Genomic DNA, 18,800 nt, shown 5'->3' on the forward strand with positions numbered 1-18,800 from the left:
AATTATGATCCTCTCTTCGGCGAATTTCCACGAATGTACCGGGCGTTGAACAAAAATAAGCGCATCAGCAGCACCAAAGACGGGACAAGCAGCAGGAACCCCGCCAGGAAAGCGGCAAGAAGCGCCGTAGCCATCGATTCATTCGTGAAATTCTGGTAAATATTCACATACTTGTACAACACATAAGGCAGGTGAGAACGGCCATAGCCGTACCAGGCGAAAGCAAATTGCAGCATGACCAGGATGAAAGACCAGCCGAGATGCCGCTTCCTCCATACCAGATAAACGGCACCCAGATAACAGATTAGAGAGGCGATGAACATCCAGGCGCTGTGAAGCATGTTCTGGAAATGCTCCGGGTTCTGCCGATTAATCTGGAAGAAGGCGAAGACGCTGGCGAGAATGGTCGGACCACTCCAGATCAGCGCATATCCCCGCAGGATCTCAAACGCTGTCTTATCCCCTGCTTTATGGGCGTAATAACTGAGGAACATCGCGGATATATAAAGAACCGAGACCAGCGCAAGCAGGATCACGGACCAGGTATAGGGATTGGAGAAAAAAATCGCCCACTTCAGCACGACATGACCCGCCCGCTCTTCAATAATTCCGCCTTCGGACAGGGCAAGTACCGTGGAAAGAGCTGCGGGAATCAGCAGTCCCGTTGCCCCGTACAGCGCCATATAGACCAGGTTGCCGTTATTCGAAATGCCGTAGGTGTTATACGCGTAATACACCGCCCGGACCGCCAGCAGAATAATGACAATGCTGCCCGGTACCAGCAGGGCCGTGCCGTAGTAATAAGCCGAATCCGGAAAGAACCCGATCAGCCCGATTTCAAAAAATATCAAAAACACGTTGGTCACTTCCCACACCGGCGACAGGTATCTCTGAATAACCCAGTGCACCTTGTTCTTGTGGCCGGTCAGTACGCTGTAGAAGCTGAAGAACCCAGCTCCAAAATCAATGGAGGCGACAATCAAATATCCGTATAGAAAGGTCCATAACACGGTGATTCCGATAATCTCATAACTCATGATGTACGCTCCCCTCCCGGATAAAGCTCTTGAAGCTCCTCCTCCACGCTTTTGTTACGAAACATTTTGCCAAGCACCTTCAGGCAGGATACACAAAGCACCAGATACAGTAGAACAAAAAGCAGCAGCATCCAAGACACATTCGGCGAGGTGGTGGCCCCCTCCGACACTCTCATATACCCGCGTACAATCCATGGCTGCCGGCCGATCTCCGCGAAGAACCAGCCCAGTTCCACCGCTACGAAGGCAAGCGGAGCGAGAGCAACAAGCAATACCAGCAGCCACTTCGGTACCGCTCCCCGCATTCCCGGAATCCGTTTGCGGAGCATATAGATAAATGGAATTAGAATCAGCATCACACCGTTAGTCACCTTCAGGTCGAACATGTAATGAATGCTGAGCGGCGGGATGTTCTCCTTCGGAAACTCATTCAGGCCGATCACCTTCGTATTCGGGGAGCTGCCTGCCAGAATGCTGAGGGCATAAGGGATTTTAATCGCATACTTCACTTCATTGTTCTTATCCAGAATTCCGCCATAGATCAGCGGCGCTTTCTCCCTGGTATCAAAGTGCCACTCGGCCGCGGCCAGCTTCTCCGGCTGGTATTTGGCCAGAAATTTACCGGAGAAATCACCAATTACGGCGGTGGCCACAGCGAACACGAAGGAAGACACCACGGTCAGCTTAAGCGCCTTCTTGAAATAAACATGCCCCCCGCCCTTAAGTAAGCTGAAAGCGGCGATGGCCACGAGCAGGCAGGCGCTCACCGTATAGGATGAGGCGATGACATGGGACACCTTCGTAGGTGTTGCCGGGTTGAACATCGCCACCAGCGGTTTGACATCCGTGAAGATCCCGTCCTTAAGCGTAAAGCCCTGCGGCATATTCATAAATGCGTTCATCGACGTGATGAAATAGGCCGAGGATGTTGAGCCAATGGCTGTAGGTATCAGCAGCATGAGATGCAAATATTTGTTTTTGAAGCGGTCCCAGGTATACAGATAAATGCCTAGAAAGATAGCTTCTATAAAAAAGGCAAAGGTCTCCATAAACATAGGCAGCGCAATAGCCCGGCCAGCAATCCGCATGAAATTAGGCCACAGCAGGCTAAGCTGCAGCCCGATAGCGGTTCCTGTCACGACACCAACCGCAACCGAGATGACGAACCCCCGCGCCCAGCACCTAGCGAGAAGAATATAATGCGGATCGCCTGTACGAATGCCTCTCCACTCGGCCAACGCCATCATGACGGGCAGGCCGACACCAATAGCGGCAAGATTAATGTGAACGAACAAGGTAAGCCCTGTCAGAATCCGGCTCATCAGGATCGGATCGCTTAGTGACATCGGTATTCTCATCTCCTGTTGACTTAATGATAGTGCATGTAACGAATGAAGCTGCGGATGGTGCCCGCCAGCATAATCAGAGAGACAATCAGAATGACCAGCAACAGCCTTCTCTCCTGTTTGGTTAAGAACATAAGTTACTTCTCCCTTTTCCCAAGGTGTCGCTGCCAGGAAATGCGTGCCAACCCTTGCACCCTGCGATGCTCCCAGCACGCGATGCAAGGGTTGGCATGCAGCTCCCAGCACGCGTGTGGCATGGCAGGATGGCTCTCAATCCCATTGCTCCCTCCCCGCAATCTCCAGGAAGTGCCGTTCATTTCCAGTCAGCTTGCGCTTGTATAAGTTTTCCGCCCTGCTCTCCTTTTTATTCCACCTCCTTCGCCGCAATTGGCGAATTTCGGCGTCTTGAACTTGGGAATACGACAGAGATTGTTGTAAAATGGTGCTAAAGGAGATGTGATTCATCTATGAAGATAGTATTTATTGAACCGACCCCGAGTCCTAACACGATGAAGCTGCATCTGGATGAGACTCTGGCCCCCGGTCAGCGCAAGACATATACGTCCGACAATGAACGCTCCGCTCCGTCATGGATTCAGCAGATGCTGCGAATCCCGGGTGTGAAGAGCGTCTTCCATACCGCCGACTTTGTTGCTCTTGACCGCAAAGGCAGCGCCGACTGGTCCGCCATTCTGGCCAGCGTGCAGGAGCAGTTCGGCCAGGAAGGCGTAGAATCCGCCTGGAAGCCGGATGAGGCGGCCCCGGACGCGGCCTTTGGCGAGGCTCAAGTGTTCGTGCAGTTCTTCCGCGGCATTCCGATGCAGATCCGCGTGAAGTCCGGCTCCCGTGAAGAACGGATCTCGCTGTCTGACCGCTTCGTGCAGGCCGTAACCGAGGTCGCCAGCGCCACCCTGATCAAAGAGCGCAAGCTCGTGGATTACGGCGTCCGTTATGGCGAGCTTGAAGATATTGCCCGCGAGATCGAACAGGAGATCGAAGCGGCCTTCCCGCCCGAGCGTCTGGCAAGTGTAATCAGCCAAGCCATTGCTCACGGCCGCAACGAGAGCGAATTCGTTGAGGAGCGCCGCGAGCTCAGCCTGGCTGAGGTGCAGGAGCGCATGGCAAGCGAGGACTGGCGCGTACGCTACGCCGCGCTGGATGCGCTCCAGCCAAGCGAAGAGGCGCTGCCGCTGCTCGCGGAGGCGCTCCGCGACCCGCAGATGCAGCTGCGGCGGCTCGCCGTGGTTTATCTCGGCGACCTGAGGACGCCGGAGGCCATGGCGCTGCTCTTCGAAGCGCTGCGCGACAGTTCGGCCGCCGTGCGGCGCACCGCGGGCGATACGCTCTCGGACATCGGCGACCCGGCGGCAACCGGGCCGATGACCGAGGCGCTGTCCGACCGCAGCAAGCTTGTGCGCTGGCGGGCGGCGCGCTTCCTCTACGAAGTCGGCACCGACGAGGCCAAGGAAGCGCTTGAGGCGGCCGCGGATGATCCCGAATTCGAAGTCAGCCTCCAGGCGCGCATGGCGCTGGAGCGGATCGAATCCGGGGAGCAGGCCGCCGGAACCGTCTGGCAGCAGATGGCCCGCCGCAATGATTAAGGCGCATCTTAAGCGGCTCCCGCTTATTTGCATAAATTGTCTATTGCACATCAAATTTTGTTGAATTATACTGAGGTATATTTCATGCGTTGAAACATCAGATGGAAGCTATAACTGAATATCACCTCATCATAACTATGTTCAGATGAGGTAGAGGTCGCGGCAAGTGAAGAGTAGACCGGAGGAGGCGTATAAGGACGCCCATGATTCCGGCCGAAAGGCACTGCCGCCGAAGTGGATTGCCACCTTATTGCAATCTGCTGGGGCTGTTGCCGAAAGGGACAGAACTGTCACGCCATTCCGATACCACGGGAATGTGCGTGTTGAGCTATCTTAATGAAGGTATGATGCGGGGTTAAGGTTACACAAGCCGCGGAATCTCTTCCGCGGCTTTTTTGTACTTCCTCACAGCTTGGATGATATACATTCGCAGATTGGAACAAAAGGAGAATTTGTATGAGCAACAGCAAATTAGAACCTGCATCTCTCAAAGCCGGGCTGAGAGCCCGTCATATGACCATGATCGCACTTGGCGGGTCTATCGGTACGGGATTGTTCCTGGCCAGTGGCGGCGCCATTGCTTCCGCCGGTCCAGGAGGCGCCCTGCTCGCCTATGCCGCAGTCGGCATCATGGTGTACTTCCTGATGACAAGTCTGGGGGAATTGGCCACCTATCTGCCTGACTCCGGTTCTTTCGGCACCTATGCCACCCGGTTTGTGGACCCTTCCCTGGGGTTTGCGCTGGGCTGGAACTTCTGGTACAACTGGGCCATTACGATCGCCGCCGAGCTGTCAGCGGCTACGATGATTATTAAATACTGGTTTCCCGAGACTAACTCGTTTTGGTGGAGCCTTCTGTTCCTGGCCGTTATTTTTGGACTGAATGTCCTGTCTGTTAAAGGTTATGGAGAATCCGAATATTGGTTCGCAATCATCAAGATCGCGGTCGTTATTATTTTCCTAGTTGTCGGAGTACTCATGATCATAGGAATTTTCGGTGGAGAGACCGTTGGCTTCAAGAACTTTACGATTGGAGATGCGCCATTCCATGGCGGGTTCTTTGCTTTCCTTGGTGTGTTCATGGCTGCCGGCTTCTCCTTCCAGGGAACCGAGCTGATCGGCGTAGCTGCGGGCGAGAGTGAGAACCCGCGCAAAAACGTGCCTAGAGCGATCCGCCAAGTATTCTGGCGTATTCTGATCTTTTATATTCTGGCGATCACCGTTATTAGTTTGATCATTCCTTATACCAACCCTGATCTATTGAAGAGCGGAGTCGACAATATTGGTGTAAGTCCGTTTACACTTGTCTTTGAGAAGGCCGGTCTTGCCTTCGCGGCTTCAGTCATGAACGCTGTAATCTTGTCCTCTGTGCTGTCAGCAGGCAACTCTGGCATGTATGCCTCATCACGGGTGCTTTACGGTCTCGCCAAAGAAGGCAAAGCACCTAAGCTGTTCGCCAAGCTGAACAAACGCGGCATTCCAATGAACGCGCTGCTGCTGACCACCGTAGTAGGCATGGCGGCATTTCTTGCCTCCATCTACCAGGATGGGGTAGTCTACAACTGGCTGCTGAACGCTTCGGGCATGTGCGGCTTCATCACTTGGCTGGGCATTGCCATATGTCACTACCGGTTCCGTCGGGCGTACGTGGCTCAGGGCCTTGACCTGAACAAGCTGCCTTACAAGGCCCGCTGGTTCCCGTTCGGTCCGCTGTTCGCTTTCATTCTGTGCTTTATCGTTATTCTTGGCCAGAGCCTTAGCGCCATCTCTGAAAATGGGATCGACTGGTACGGCATCCTGGTCTCCTATGTCAGCGTTCCGCTGTTCCTGATCGTATGGCTTGGCTATAAGTGGACGAAACGCACGAAGCTTGTTCCGCTGGAACAGTGCGACCTGACTACCGGCGCCCATATCGACTAATCAAGCGAGTATATAAAATGAACTTATGAAGATTACACTTCACGGGCGCTGCGATAACGAGTGTTCCTACGACCGTTGTTGTCTCCGAAATGCTTGAAATAAATATCCAGTGAGGTATTTCGGAGACAAAGGCGGACGCTCCGCTTCTTTCAGAATCACTCGTTCTCTTCGCTGAGATCGGTAAATTCTAAAGTTCATTTTATATAGCTTTAGATCTCTTCTATCAAAAAGGGAATGTTCCCGGCTTAACCAAGCTGAGAACATTCCCTTTTATTATATTAGCTATACGTTCCGCTTGAGCCTTTACCGAGTCTTAACTCTCCCAGTTAAGCCGGACCTTCAGATCCGGAGTATCCTCCAGGGGTTCGTTAAAGTAAGTGATATGACGGATATTCAAATCATACAGGTGAGGAAGATCCTCCGTGAGCTGATCAACGGAACCTGAATAACGAAGGCTTACTGAATTACGGCCCATCTTAATCGCTTCCTGCACCTTGCTCTTGATTCCCTCAATCGAGCTTACCGTACTGCCTGCTAAATACAAATTATATCCCAAATCATCCATAAGGGACTGATAAAAGCGGGCTGCCGGGCTGGTGGAAGCCGCTTGCAGCTTCGTCAGGTTATCCCTGTAGGATACGGTGGCCGCCGGATACTTTTTGCGGGTCCAGGTGTGGTCTTTTGCCATTTGCTTATCCGTGCGAAGGTAATAATTATAATGAATCTGCCCCGCCTGATCAGGCGTGGGATCATCCCAAGTCGCATCCAGGTGATACCAATTGCCTTGCAGCTTGATCAGATTCCAGGCATGGAGCTGGCCGCCTGCAGTGCCTTCAACGATCAAATTGGCAATGCCGACCTCCTTAAGCAGCTTATAAGTCAACAGCGAGTATCCCTGACATACCGCCTCTCCCGATTTCAAACCTTCATATGCTGTATATTTACGCAGCGCGGTGTCATATTTAAGATTAAGCACAATCCAGTCATGAATTACCTTGATCTTGGCATGGTCATCCATGCCGGGTTTGATAAGCTCTTTGGCAATTTGCTTCACACGGGCATTCACATAGCTGGTCTGTGCCGGGGTCTCCCGGTATATCAGGCGCACAGCTACGGCCGCAGCGTTCTCAGTCCCCCGCCAGGTGAACGAATAACTGTCAACGACATACTTGGTGTACACATCCACTTCCAAAGCAGCCGTCACTGCCTTATTCAGCATACCTCGGAGCAAGGCGGTCCTTCCTTTGTAATTGAATGTGAATGATTCGATTCGGGACTTCATGGCGTTTACAAGCTTGCTTTGTATCTGCTCGGCGGTCGTGACCACACCTTGATCAGAGCCTGCATATACGGTCCCCCAACTGGCTGCGGATGGGATAATTCCCAGTAGAAGCGATCCGATTAATACAATCATGACCCATTCTAAACGGCGTTCCTTCATGAATCTCCCGCCCTTCTACAAACTGCTGGTGTCCTGAATATCCGAAGTAACCGGAAATAACTAAGTACATGCTTTCGGCAATATTGTACCATAGCTTGCCAGAGCGAAGGCCTTCTAGTTTTGTCGATTGAAAACGGTTAACATGGGAGGGTTTGTTCATATAATAGACGTATTTCAGCATAAATTCCGTATGAAAAAATGTCCCAACAAAACCGTTTTTCGTTATAATAAAGTTACGAATGTGTGATGTAGATCATTGCGCAAACCTGATTTTTGTAGAAACGGAGAGAAGAGAGCCATGACCATCCCGAATATTTCCGATATTTCCGTGCAGATGTTCGTTACCGTATTTTTCTTTCTGCTGATAATTGCGCCGCTCTTCAGCCTGGGGGCCCTTCGTCTGTTTCAATCCAGGAAGAAAGCCGGTTTCACGTTAATCGGAGCCGGAGTAGTGGGCTACTTGATTTTTATGTTTGTGATCAATCTGATAACCTGATCCGGCCTTCGAACCGGATACATCTATGACCAAGGGGGCCCCGCTCTGTTTAGAGGCTGGAGGTCCCCCTGCTTTTTATGGCCGTTATATCAAAAAAAGGCACGTTCTGCCGAACTGGAGAATACGGCGGAACGTGCCCTTTTATATTAATTAGCTGCCAGTGCTTTGTCGAACTGAAGCTTGTTCATGCCCACAATTTTAAATTCGCCGATGAGCGTAACCGGAACCGCACGCAGTCCCATATCCCATACCTGCTGGGCATATTCATCATTAGTCTCAATATTGCGCTCTTCAAAAGCTACACCTTTCTCGGTCAAAAAGCTCTTCACCTGCTTGCAGTGCGGGCAGTTGGTGCTTGTGTACACAATTGCTTGTTCCATGGTTCTCTATCACTCCTGTATATAAATTTAGCTGATCTTACAATACTGCGGCTGGATGCTCCAGGCTTTCAATGTATTTCTCCGCATCCATAGCCGCCATACATCCGCTTCCAGCTGCTGTAATAGCCTGACGGTAACGGGTATCTTGAACATCCCCACAGGCGAAAATTCCCTCAACGTTAGTCTCAGAAGTACCCGGGTTAACTACAATATACCCATTCTCATCTGTAGTAATCTGGCCGCCAAGGAATCCTGTGTTCGGATGATGTCCGATTGCCACGAACACGCCGCTGGCTTCGATCAATTCCTCTTCGCCTGTAGCGTTGTTCCGCACTTTCAAGCCGGTTACTCCATTCTCTCCCGCTACCACCTCAAGCGGAGTACGGTTAAGTGCCCATTCCACTTTCTCATTCGCGCGAACACGATCCTGCATAATCTTCGATGCGCGCAGTTCGTCACGGCGGTGAACCAAGGTTACTTTGGAAGCGAACCGGGTCAGGAAGCCTGCTTCTTCAAGCGCGGAATCCCCGCCACCCACAACAATAATTTCTTTGCCGCGGAAGAAGAAGCCGTCACAGGTTGCACATGTGCTCACTCCACGGCCCACGTTGTCCTGTTCTCCAGGAATGCCCAGATACTTAGCCGTCGCGCCTGTGGAAATGATCAAGGTCTCTGTTACAAGCTCGCCGAGCCCTTCAACCTGCAGCTTGAACGGCCGGCTGCTTGTGTCCACGCTGTTCACCCAGCCTGTACGGAACTCCGCTCCGAAGCGTTCAGCCTGCTTGCGCATGTTGTCCATCAGTTCAGGTCCCATGATACCGTCAGGGAAGCCAGGGAAATTCTCGACTTCTGTAGTCGTTGTCAGCTGACCACCCGGTTGTGGGCCTTCAATAATAAGTGGGTTCAGATTGGCACGGGCCAAATAGATTGCAGCGGTCAGACCGGCAGGGCCTGTTCCGACAATAATTGATTTATACATAACATCGTCTCCTATCATGATCCTTAAGACTGTGTGAATTGAACCAGTGGGGATTCAGAGGTTGTATTCCATAAACTTGCTGCCTCTTAAACATAATCTCCCGACACATAGCACATCTCAGTGTTGTAATCGCCTTATGATGAGCTGCCGAAAGCGGCTCATTTCCTATGTCTTAATTATCTTAAATCACTCATGAACCGTCAATATTCGTAGCGGACAGGTTCAGTGAAGGTTAAATGAAGGATTGATGAAGGGCCTATCGGAGCAGGCGCAGGCCGTTCAGAATAACCAGGATCGTGCTTCCTTCATGACCGATCACCCCTAGTGGGAGCGCAATACCTTCGATAAAGTTCCCGGCGATCAGAAGCAGGATGACGCTAACCGCAAACACGATATTCTGCTTCACAATCCGCCGCGCCCGCCGGGATAAGCTGATCGCTTCCGCGATTCGCTCCAGATCGTCGTTCATCAGCACGACGTCCGCTACCTCAAGTGCCGTAGCGCTTCCGCTTGCGCCCATGGCCACCCCGACCGAAGCCGTTGCCAGAGCGGGGGCATCATTAACCCCGTCGCCGATCATGACGACATGGCCGTATTGTTCACGCAGGGCTTTGACATGCTCCACTTTATCTACCGGAAGCAGATCGCCATAAATCTGGTCCACGCCGGCCTCCCGGCCAATCGCCTCTGCTGTGACATGGTGGTCACCGGTAAGCATTGCAGCTTTCACGCCCAACTTCTGCAGCCTTGCCACCGCAGCCTGAGACTGCGGGCGGATATTATCGCGGAGTGCGATCAGACCGACAGTGATCTCCCCGTGCAGGATAACCGAGACTGTCTTGCCTTCCGACTCAAGCTGCTTCACCGCCTCCTTACACCACTGCGGGAGCTGACCGTCCAGCGCCGACGGCTTGCCAATCTTCCAGATTCCGCCGCCAACACGCGCCTCAATCCCCCAACCGGCAATAGACTTCATCTCGGAGGCCGGCAGCAGTTCAAGCCCGCGCACTCCAGCCTCTCTCACAATGGCCTTAGCCAGCGGGTGATCGGACAGGTTCTCAGCAGAAGCGCAGTGGCGAAGAACGTCATCCCGGTCATAGCTATCGGCAGCCAGAAGATCCGTCACCTCTGGGCTTCCTGCCGTCAGCGTACCCGTCTTATCGAAGGCGACGATTGAGGCATAGCCTAGGTTCTCCAGGTGGGCGCCGCCTTTGAACAGCACCCCTTTACGGGCACCGTTCGACATCGCGGAGAGCATGGCGGGCATAATGGAGGAAACCAGCGCACATGGCGAGGCAACCACCAGAAACACCATGGATTTGTAGAAGGTCACTTCCCACGACCATCCAAACAGAAACGGTGCCAGTACAATCAAGAACAACGTAATGCCTACAACCGCACGGGCATATATGCCCTCGAACTTTTGAATGAACCTTTGAGATTTAGGCACTTCGCCCTGGGCTTCTTCTACAAGAGCAATGATCTTCGAGAATAAAGAGCCCTCGGAGGGACTTGTCACCTCCACATACAAAGCTCCTTCCCCGTTCAATGTGCCTGCGTATACACCCTCTCCAGCAATCTTATCCACGGGTATGGATTCCCCGGTAATCGAAGCTTGATTCACCGCTGAGCTTCCGCTCTGGATGATCCCATCCGCCGGAATAACTTCCCCCGGCTTGACGAGCAGCAGATCGCCCACCTGGAGCTCGGAAGCAGGCACCACTCTCATACCGTCAGCTTCAATTCGCAGAGCTGTCTGCGGCTTCAAGGAGATCAGCGCCGAGATATCCTTGCGGCTCCGTTCCGAAGCGAACGACTCAAGCGCACCGCTGAGCGCAAAAATAAAAATCAGCATCGCTCCCTCATTCCAATAGCCAATCGCCGCTGCCCCCATGGCAGCCGCAATCATGAGCAGATTGACATCCAGATCTCGTTCCTTGACCAGGGTCTCGATCCCTTCCTTTGCTTTATTCCAGCCGCCTACAGCATAGGAGATCACATAGACAACGACGGACAGCAGCGGTGCCCACTCATGGATGCCCCAGGCGGCGAGCATCAATACTCCGCTTCCCAGAGCTTGAAGCATCTCCTTATGCTGAAGCAGATTTAAGAGTGTCTGACGCTTGTTGCGCCGCGGATTCGGTTGATTAGCCGCCTTTTTGGCAGCCGGGATGGATTTATGAATAGCTTGCATGTTTATCACTTTCCTTTCTTTGCGGCCGGACTGCTCCTGACCGTCTAATTGAGAATGAGAGCCGTTATTAATCCCCTTAAAACAGCTCATGCTGCTCCGGGTACCCCCGAAGCAGCATGTTCATTGAGAATGATAATCATTTTTGTACTAATACAATTTTGTTTCCTGAAAGAAACTTTACTTGTATATTAACCCTTTGCTCCTGTCTTGTAAACAGCAATTTATCTATTTTTTTTGAAGCATCCGGTACAAATTTGAGGCTTTTTTCAAACCGCTACTTCTACGTCATAATAAAAAACGCGCCGTTCCCAATTATGGGGAACGACGCAATAAGAGAGATGAACGATGTGAGATCGGAACTTCACTTCACATAACTTAACTTAGCTTACTTCACTTAACTAATTCTGGCTGGCCTTGATCGCCTGCTCCAGATCATACAAAATATCATCAATCGACTCCGTGCCGATGGACAACCGGATTAATCCTGGCGTTACGCCAGCGCTTGCCTGCTCTTCCTCGGTAAGCTGCAGATGCGTAGTGCTTGCCGGGTGGATAATCAACGATTTCGAATCGCCGACATTCGCCAAATGGGAGAACAGCTTGACGCTGTGTATCAGCTTGCGTCCGGCTTCAATCCCGCCCTTAATACCAAAAGTCAGGATAGCCCCCTGCCCTTTCGGGAGATACTTCTTCGCCAGCTCATAAGATTCATGGCTTGGCAGCCCTGCATAGCTGACCCATTCCACATCCTCATGAGCCTCCAGATACTGTGCCACCTTGAGCGCATTCTGACTGTGGCGCTCGACACGCAGGTGCAGCGTCTCCAAGCCTTGAAGCAGCAGCCAGGAGTTGAATGGGGATAAGGCCGCGCCCAGATCCCGCTGCAGTTGAACACGGGCTTTAATAATATAAGCAAGCGGTCCTACCGCATCGGTATACACTACACCGTTATAGCTTGGGTCCGGCTCGGTCAGTCCAGGGAATTTGCCGCTGGCTTTCCAATCGAATTTCCCGCCGTCTACGATAACTCCGCCGATTGTTGTTCCGTGACCGCCGATGAACTTGGTGGCCGAGTGAACAACGACGTCCGCTCCAAATTCAATTGGCCGGAGTAAGTATGGGCTTGGGAATGTGTTGTCCACGATAAGCGGGATTCCATTCTCATGAGCGATTTTGGCAACAGCTTCGATATCCAATACATCGCCTTTCGGGTTCCCCAGCGTCTCTGCATAGAGAGCCTTTGTCTTATCGGTAATCGCTGCTCGGAAATTCTCAGGATTCGAGGCGTCAACAAAAGTAACTTTAATCCCCAGCTTGGCCAGCGTAGTTGAGAACAGGTTATATGTGCCGCCATATAGTGTTGAAGAGGATACTATTTCATCACCGGCTCCGGCAATGTTCAGTATGGCGAACGTGATTGCCGCCTGACCGGAAGAAGTCGCAAGTGCTCCTACTCCGCCTTCAAGCTCCGCAATTCTTTTCTCGAACACATCATTCGTCGGATTCATAATCCGGGAATATATATTGCCGAACTCTTTGAGTCCGAACAGGTTGGCTGCATGCTCGGTGTCGCGGAAACCGTAGGAAGTGGTCTGATAGATCGGTACCGCACGGGATTGCGTGGTCGGATCGATCTCCTGCCCGCCGTGAATGGCCAAAGTTTCAAAAGCGAGTTTGCGTTCTTCTGTCATGAATATAAATCCTCCTTTTCAAATACAACTGCCGCTTTGTATGAATGCATTTTCCATATTCTCTCACACATCAGCTAATTTGAAAAGACTATTCCGATAAATTTGATGAGTTTTATTATAATTCATCAGCAGCCTGCTGATTCTGCCGACAGAACGGGAATCCCATATTCCACTTTAAACGCCAATCTTCTGGCCAGCTCGCTTGACAGCTTTAAGTCCCTCCAGCCATTATGCTCTCTGAGTGGACCGTTCCGTCCGTAATCACGGTCAGAGCCAGCTCTTGTCTGTTGGCGGCTGCTGGGCTTTGGATCAGACTCTGAAATTGACCATCCCCTCCTCCAGCATGCTGAATCAGCGGATCACGCCGGACCAGCCAGGCTGCACGGCAGGATGAATGAGAAGCGAGTTCCTCTCCGCCAATCAGCCCATCAGGTATACGAGGTTTCAATCGGCTTCAGTCTAGATCAAATTAGATCACCCTGAACCTGTCAGCTGCCCACTTCCTGCTTATGCTTGGCATACCGGTTCTCTGGAATCGGCACCTCCAGGTTGCCGCGCAGCGTATCCGCTTCATACTCCAGCCTGTATAGCCCGCGCTCCTGAAGGATCGGAACAACCAGATCCACAAAATCACTAAGACCGCTTGGCAGCTCGGAGTGGATGATGAACCCGTCTGCCCCTCCTTGTTCATACCAAGTCTGAATTTTGTCCGCGATCTGTTCCGGGGTTCCGATGAAGCCCGATCTTGGCGTCGCAGACTGCAGTGCAACCTCGCGGAGGGTCAAATTCTGTTCCTTCGCCTTCTGCTTAATCTTCTCCGTGCCGCTGCGGAAGCTGTTCGAGCCAAAGTCCCCTAGGTCCGGGAAGGGCTCATCCAGCGGGTACTGGGAGAAGTCGTGATGCTCGAAGAAACGGCCCAGATAGTTAAGGGCATTCTCAATCGTCACCAGTCCCGCCAGCTCCTGATACTTGCGCTCTGCCTCCTCTTCCGTTCTGCCTACAATCGGACCGATGCCTGGAAGGATTATGATATCGTCCGGGGAACGGCCGAAAGCAGCAGTCCGTTCCTTCACATCTTTGTAGAAAGCCTGCGCCTCCTCCAAAGTGTCATGGCCGGTAAACACCGCATCCGCTTCCTTCGCGGCCAAGTTCTTCCCATCTTCAGAAGACCCCGCCTGGAAGATCACCGGCTGCCCCTGTCTGGAGCGGGCAATATTCAAAGGCCCCTTCACAGAGAAAAATTCCCCTTGGTGGTTCAGCGTATGGAGCTTCTGCGGATCGAAGAAGACGCCAGATGCTTTGTCCCGGACAAAAGCATCGTCCTCCCAGGAATCCCATAAGCCCTTAGCTACTTGCAGATACTCCTCGGCAATTTTATACCGGGTTGGGTGCGTGGGATGCTCCGCCCTCCCGTAATTCAGTGCAGAGCCCTCAAGCGGGGAAGTAACCACATTCCAGCCCGCACGGCCCCCGCTGATATGATCCAGGGAAGCGAACTGCCTGGACACCGTAAAGGGTTCGCTATATGAGGTGGATAGAGTGCCGACCAGACCGATCCGGGAGGTGGCCGCAGCCAGCGCGGACAGGATAGTGATAGGCTCAAACCGGTTTAGAAAGTGCGGAATGGACTTCTCATTAATGTAGAGGCCATCAGCAATGAAGACTAGGTCAAACTTCCCCTCCTCCGCCTTCAGGGTCTGCCGCTTGTAGAATTCAAAGTTCACACTGGCGTCTGGGATCGCATCCGGATGCCGCCAAGAGGATACCGAGCCTCCAACACCGTGAACGAGGGCTCCAAATTTAATTTTTTTACTGGGCGCCATACTGTTCCTCCTCTCTGATCTTAAGAACTTACAACTTCACTCGCGGTCAGAAGAGCTTTCAGCTTCTCAATATCGGCCTCGAGCAGGGCTTCATACTTCCCATCGCCGCCCACTTCAACCACAGGGACGTGTCTTACGCCGTACTTAACTTCCAGTACGTCGCGAAGAATATCGTTACCGGCCACTTCGATGTTGTCATAAGCATAATGGTTGGCCTCAAGGAATGCTTTTATCTCCCCGCAGTAATGGCAGCCTGTTTTGCTCCACAGGACGATTTTCCGGTTCACGGACATGATATTTTACCTCCAGAGATTAAATTTTCGAAACAATAAAACTATAATTCCGATAGATTAAATCGTATTTATGGCGATAAATATACCACCCGGTTTTTCCCGACGTCAATCGATTACCTAATCAACAGTTTCTATTCATTAATAGAGAACTTTGATATCGGATTCCCTTCTAAGAAGTGCATCCCGGCCCGCTCTTAAGATCGCCTCACACAGTCCGGCATTCTCCCCTTGAAGAGAGATAATATGCGTGTGCAGCGAATTGCCCGAGATCTCCGGCACCTCAACAGGTATCAGCCTTCCTTCCTGAACTTCCTTCCTGGCACACAGCTCCGGCAGAAAGCAAATTCCGGCCCGGTTCATCACAAGCTTCTTGGCCGCCTCCAGGTTGTCCACCTGATACTCGATACGGGGCGGATGGCGCAGACTTTCAAATGAACGCTGAATCTTCACCCAGTCCAGAGAGCCGCACTCAAAAAAGATAAACGATTCCACCCCCAGCTGCTCTGCGGAAACACTTGCAAATCTTGTAAAGGGATGGCCTTCATATACAAACAGCCGGATCGGGTCATCGAGCAGCTTCACAGAATGGATGTGTGGATGCACAACATGCCTGACAAGGCCCAGATCCGTTTCCCTGCGAAGAACTCTCTGTAGAATAAGATCACTTGTCGTGGTCGTCAGCTTGATCTGCAGCCCAGGGAAATCCTCTTTAATCCGCGGCAGAACCTCCGGGATAATGTAGTTGGAAACGGAAATCGTACAATCCATCCTCAGCTCGCCAGGCAGCTCTTCCCTGTGATGGAGCTGAAGTTTAGATCTCTGATAAATACGAAGTATCTCCTGGGCGTCCATCAGAAACCGCTGCCCCTTCTCCGTGAGGTTAATCCGCTTGCCATTTCTGTCAAAAAGCAGGCAGTCCAAATCCCGCTCCAGCGACTGGATTCGGGCTGTCACTGAGGGTTGTGACAGAAACAGCGCATCGGCGGCTTTATTGAAACTCCCGAAGTGGACTACATAGACAAAAGCTTCGATATTGTCGATATTCATTGGCCATTTTTCCTCCCTTGATATTTATTCCGATTTATCTCATTAATTAACTTGGATTAATATTTGGGATGAGTATACGGCAAGGTATAGGCAGTCGTCAATTACAAATTTAACAAAAATAGCCAAAAGACGTATGATTTTCGTCTTTTGGCTATGAGCCAATTTACTTATTAGCGCTAATCAAGCTTGCTCACCTGGCTAACCTCTGCAGCGTATAGCTCTTACGAATGAAGTAAGCATCCTCCAAGGTCGGTTCACTGCTGTGCAGTGAATCGAACAGCCGGCTTTCCCCTGTAAGCCGAATCCATATCCCCCCATCCGGCAGCAGCCGGGAATGGATCAGCCGTTCCACTGGAATACGCTCGAGCTCCGTCCGGCTCACCTCTCCTTCCCAGACCTCCCATGGCAGGCTTGTCTTCCATGTCTGAGTATTCCCCTGATATCTGATTTTTCCCCCATCCAGCCAAATAATATAATCCGCAATGCCCTCCCACTCGTTCAACTCATGGGCAGAGGCTGCAATTAGATTGTCTCCAGCAAGCTTGGCCAAATAGGACAGCAGCCAGCGGCGTTCATCCACATCCAGACCGTTCAAGGGTTCATCGAGGAACAGAAATCTCGGCCTGGCCAGCAGGGACTGCGCAATGGCAAGTCTTCGTTGTACGCCTTGAGACAGCTTCTTGATTCGGATATCCTGGCAATCCACCAGCCGGAAATCGCGCAGGATTTCATCTACTGCGCCCGTATGGGCCGTTCCTTTAAGCTCTGCCAGATAAAGCAGCACGGCCCGCGGAGTCATGTTCTCATGAAGTGTAATCTCAGACGGAACATAGCCAATTTGGCTTCGAATCAGCGGAAGACTCCGGGCGGGATCCCGGCCGAGATAATGAATGGCTCCACTTCTTGCCAGCTTCACAGTAGCGAGAAGCTCCATCAGAGTTGTCTTCCCTGCTCCATTCGCTCCCACTATTAACGTTATGCCTCCATACAGCTCTGTACGGCTAATTTCCAAAACGAACCGGCCCACGGTATGCTCCAGATTGTCGATACGGATCATGGTCAATCTCCACTCTGCAGATGCCCAAGACGCCTGCTCTTAGCATAGGACAGGCCGATCAGCAGGAGGCCAAGCCCCATCATCATCAGATTTGCCGGTTGAACCCACACAGGATCGGGAGTGCGTGCATTCAGCCCTTGGACATAGCCGGTCCAAAGAAGGTATACAGCGAACGAGGCTGCCATGGCGCTCTTTTGCCCTTTGTAGAACAGGAAGAACATAGCCGTCCCTCCGGTAAGAAGTGAAATCCCCAGCCACTCCAGTAGAAATGGACCTGCCGGGAATGTGCCATGTCCTGACAGGGCTGCTCTCCCCGCGATAATCAGCGTGCTGAGCAGCGCCCATCCTAGCACAAGCCCCGTGACGATCATCATCCGGCTGTAGATCAGCAGCGCCGGCGGATAAGGGGTTATCGTCTCAATCGCCCGCATTCCCCGGTCACGGCTTCTGAAACTGTATAGCATGGACACGAGCAGCAGAAGCGGGGTAAACAAGGGAAATACATCCAGCTTTAAGCCGCTAAAGGCCCCGCCGAGAGGATGCTCCGGATCTACAACCAGGATCAGCATCAGGAATACAGCCGCCCCGGAAATCATCAGCCATTTCCGGTTTAACCTGAACTGGCCGATCAGCAGTCGGCGGAGGGAAGGCGGCTCTACCGCGGGGTTGAAGTCAAGCCTTGCCTGCCGGGAACGCTCTTTGAGCTGGTCGAATTCGCCCTGCAGGGAGCCGATTAACCACGCTGTCTCCGAGGCGGAGGGTGGTGGCTGAACGGCCTCAAGCAGCGGCCCACGCAGCTTATTCTCCAGTATTTCAAGCTCTTTATCGGATGGATGACTCATGAATGCGTGCCTCACTTTCCTTCAGTTTAGATGAATTGGACGGGATAGATGTTCTAAGCGTCTTAGGGCAGCCAGGGTCTTCCTTGGAGCGGTTCAGGACATTCTCCAGCTTTTTTAGTCCCTTGTATAAATACGATTTGATCGTGCTAAGAGGAATCTCAAGCAGATCGGCTATCTCCTGCAGCTTCATATCCTGATAGAAACGAAGCCGGATTACCGTCTGCTGCGGATCAGGCAGCTGTTCCAGAGAAGCTGCCAACTCCCTTCCGGTCTCCTTCATCTCCGCAATCCGCTCGGCGCTTGGCGAGATGTCCTCCTGCTCGGGAAGCTCTCCTATACCCGCTTGCTCCAATTTATAAGCTGCGCTCCGCCAATAATCCCTGCACAGATTCATAGCAACCCGGTACAGCCAGGCCTTCACATAATCAAGCTGGCCGGTCTGAAGCTGGCGGATCAACCGGATGAAGGTTTCCTGCACAATATCCTGGGCCTTCTCCCGGTCACGCAGCCAATGCGTTGTATAGCTCAGCAGAGGACCGTGATATCTGGTGACCAGCATTTCAAAGGCTTCCTGATCCCCTTCAGCCATGCGCCTGCATAATTCCTCATCCGGGATCATCCGCTTCACTCCCTCCTCTCTGTCTTTAGCTAAG

General features: G+C 52.1%; 17 protein-coding genes and 1 riboswitch. Of the genes, 3 read left to right on the forward strand and 14 right to left on the reverse strand.

The window, feature by feature from the left end:
• Positions 1–2 precede the first annotated feature (2 nt).
• Both BN6628_RS20765 and BN6628_RS20770 read right to left on the reverse strand, forming a co-directional pair.
• Entirely contained in the window at positions 3–1,037 is a 1,035-nt protein-coding gene (locus BN6628_RS20765; protein WP_068620218.1) for a cytochrome d ubiquinol oxidase subunit II, read from the reverse strand.
• Positions 1,034–2,383: a cytochrome ubiquinol oxidase subunit I gene (locus BN6628_RS20770; protein WP_068620219.1), complete on the reverse strand. Its 1,350-nt coding sequence runs from the start codon at positions 2,381–2,383 to the stop codon at positions 1,034–1,036. Before BN6628_RS20770 ends, BN6628_RS20765 begins: the two co-directional genes overlap by 4 nt.
• 467 nt (positions 2,384–2,850) lie before the next feature.
• On the opposite strand from BN6628_RS20770, the gene BN6628_RS20775 reads away from it, so the two are divergent.
• Together BN6628_RS20775 and BN6628_RS20780 are read left to right on the forward strand one after the other, a co-directional pair.
• Positions 2,851–3,984, forward strand: a complete 1,134-nt coding sequence (locus BN6628_RS20775; protein WP_068620220.1) for a virulence factor — start codon at positions 2,851–2,853, stop codon at positions 3,982–3,984.
• 143 nt (positions 3,985–4,127) lie between these two features.
• A riboswitch (Lysine riboswitch) is annotated at positions 4,128–4,323 on the forward strand.
• 117 nt (positions 4,324–4,440) lie between these two features.
• Positions 4,441–5,904, forward strand: a complete 1,464-nt coding sequence (locus BN6628_RS20780) for an amino acid permease (RefSeq protein ID WP_068620221.1) — start codon at positions 4,441–4,443, stop codon at positions 5,902–5,904.
• Positions 5,905–6,217: 313 nt separating this feature from the next.
• Here the strand turns inward: BN6628_RS20780 and BN6628_RS20785 are convergent, their stop codons facing one another.
• Positions 6,218–7,345 (reverse strand): transglutaminase domain-containing protein, encoded by a 1,128-nt coding sequence (locus BN6628_RS20785; RefSeq protein WP_068620222.1) that lies wholly within the window; start codon positions 7,343–7,345, stop codon positions 6,218–6,220.
• A gap of 298 nt (positions 7,346–7,643) precedes the next feature.
• Here BN6628_RS20785 and BN6628_RS20790 point away from each other — a divergent pair, with 298 nt between their 5' ends.
• Positions 7,644–7,841, forward strand: coding sequence for a hypothetical protein (locus tag BN6628_RS20790; RefSeq protein ID WP_068620223.1), 198 nt, complete (start codon positions 7,644–7,646; stop codon positions 7,839–7,841).
• 146 nt (positions 7,842–7,987) lie between these two features.
• On the opposite strand, the gene BN6628_RS20795 is transcribed toward BN6628_RS20790, so the two are convergent.
• The 11 genes from BN6628_RS20795 to BN6628_RS20845 all read right to left on the reverse strand — a co-directional run bounded on the left by BN6628_RS20795 (position 7,988) and on the right by BN6628_RS20845 (position 18,766).
• Positions 7,988–8,221, reverse strand: coding sequence for a glutaredoxin family protein (locus BN6628_RS20795; protein ID WP_068620224.1), 234 nt, complete (start codon positions 8,219–8,221; stop codon positions 7,988–7,990).
• A gap of 37 nt (positions 8,222–8,258) precedes the next feature.
• The gene (trxB, locus tag BN6628_RS20800) at positions 8,259–9,200 is read right to left on the reverse strand and encodes a thioredoxin-disulfide reductase (RefSeq protein WP_068620225.1); all 942 of its coding nucleotides are present in this window, start codon (positions 9,198–9,200) and stop codon (positions 8,259–8,261) included.
• A gap of 256 nt (positions 9,201–9,456) precedes the next feature.
• A complete protein-coding gene (locus tag BN6628_RS20805; protein ID WP_068622509.1) occupies positions 9,457–11,394 on the reverse strand; it encodes a heavy metal translocating P-type ATPase in 1,938 nt (645 codons plus the stop codon).
• Between the two features lie 398 nt (positions 11,395–11,792).
• Positions 11,793–13,085, reverse strand: a complete 1,293-nt coding sequence (locus BN6628_RS20810) for a homocysteine synthase (RefSeq protein WP_068620226.1) — start codon at positions 13,083–13,085, stop codon at positions 11,793–11,795.
• A 211-nt stretch (positions 13,086–13,296) separates the two neighbouring features.
• Entirely contained in the window at positions 13,297–13,533 is a 237-nt protein-coding gene (locus tag BN6628_RS20815) for a hypothetical protein (RefSeq protein WP_068620227.1), read from the reverse strand.
• Positions 13,534–13,573: 40 nt separating this feature from the next.
• Positions 13,574–14,908, reverse strand: coding sequence for an LLM class flavin-dependent oxidoreductase (locus BN6628_RS20820; protein WP_068620228.1), 1,335 nt, complete (start codon positions 14,906–14,908; stop codon positions 13,574–13,576).
• A gap of 20 nt (positions 14,909–14,928) precedes the next feature.
• Positions 14,929–15,201, reverse strand: a complete 273-nt coding sequence (locus tag BN6628_RS20825) for a glutaredoxin family protein (RefSeq protein ID WP_068620229.1) — start codon at positions 15,199–15,201, stop codon at positions 14,929–14,931.
• A gap of 138 nt (positions 15,202–15,339) precedes the next feature.
• Entirely contained in the window at positions 15,340–16,248 is a 909-nt protein-coding gene (locus BN6628_RS20830; RefSeq protein WP_068620230.1) for a LysR family transcriptional regulator, read from the reverse strand.
• A 190-nt stretch (positions 16,249–16,438) separates the two neighbouring features.
• On the reverse strand, positions 16,439–17,305 hold the full coding sequence (locus tag BN6628_RS20835) for an ABC transporter ATP-binding protein (RefSeq protein WP_068620231.1): 867 nt from the start codon (positions 17,303–17,305) through the stop codon (positions 16,439–16,441).
• Positions 17,306–17,307: 2 nt separating this feature from the next.
• Complete coding sequence (locus BN6628_RS20840; protein ID WP_068620232.1) at positions 17,308–18,147, reverse strand: hypothetical protein; 840 nt, start codon at positions 18,145–18,147, stop codon at positions 17,308–17,310.
• Positions 18,128–18,766: an RNA polymerase sigma factor gene (locus tag BN6628_RS20845; RefSeq protein ID WP_068620233.1), complete on the reverse strand. Its 639-nt coding sequence runs from the start codon at positions 18,764–18,766 to the stop codon at positions 18,128–18,130. The genes BN6628_RS20840 and BN6628_RS20845 overlap by 20 nt, the downstream gene beginning before the upstream one ends.
• Positions 18,767–18,800 lie beyond the last annotated feature (34 nt).

The organism is Paenibacillus tuaregi (assembly GCF_900086655.1).
Classification (GTDB): domain Bacteria; phylum Bacillota; class Bacilli; order Paenibacillales; family Paenibacillaceae; genus Fontibacillus; species Fontibacillus tuaregi.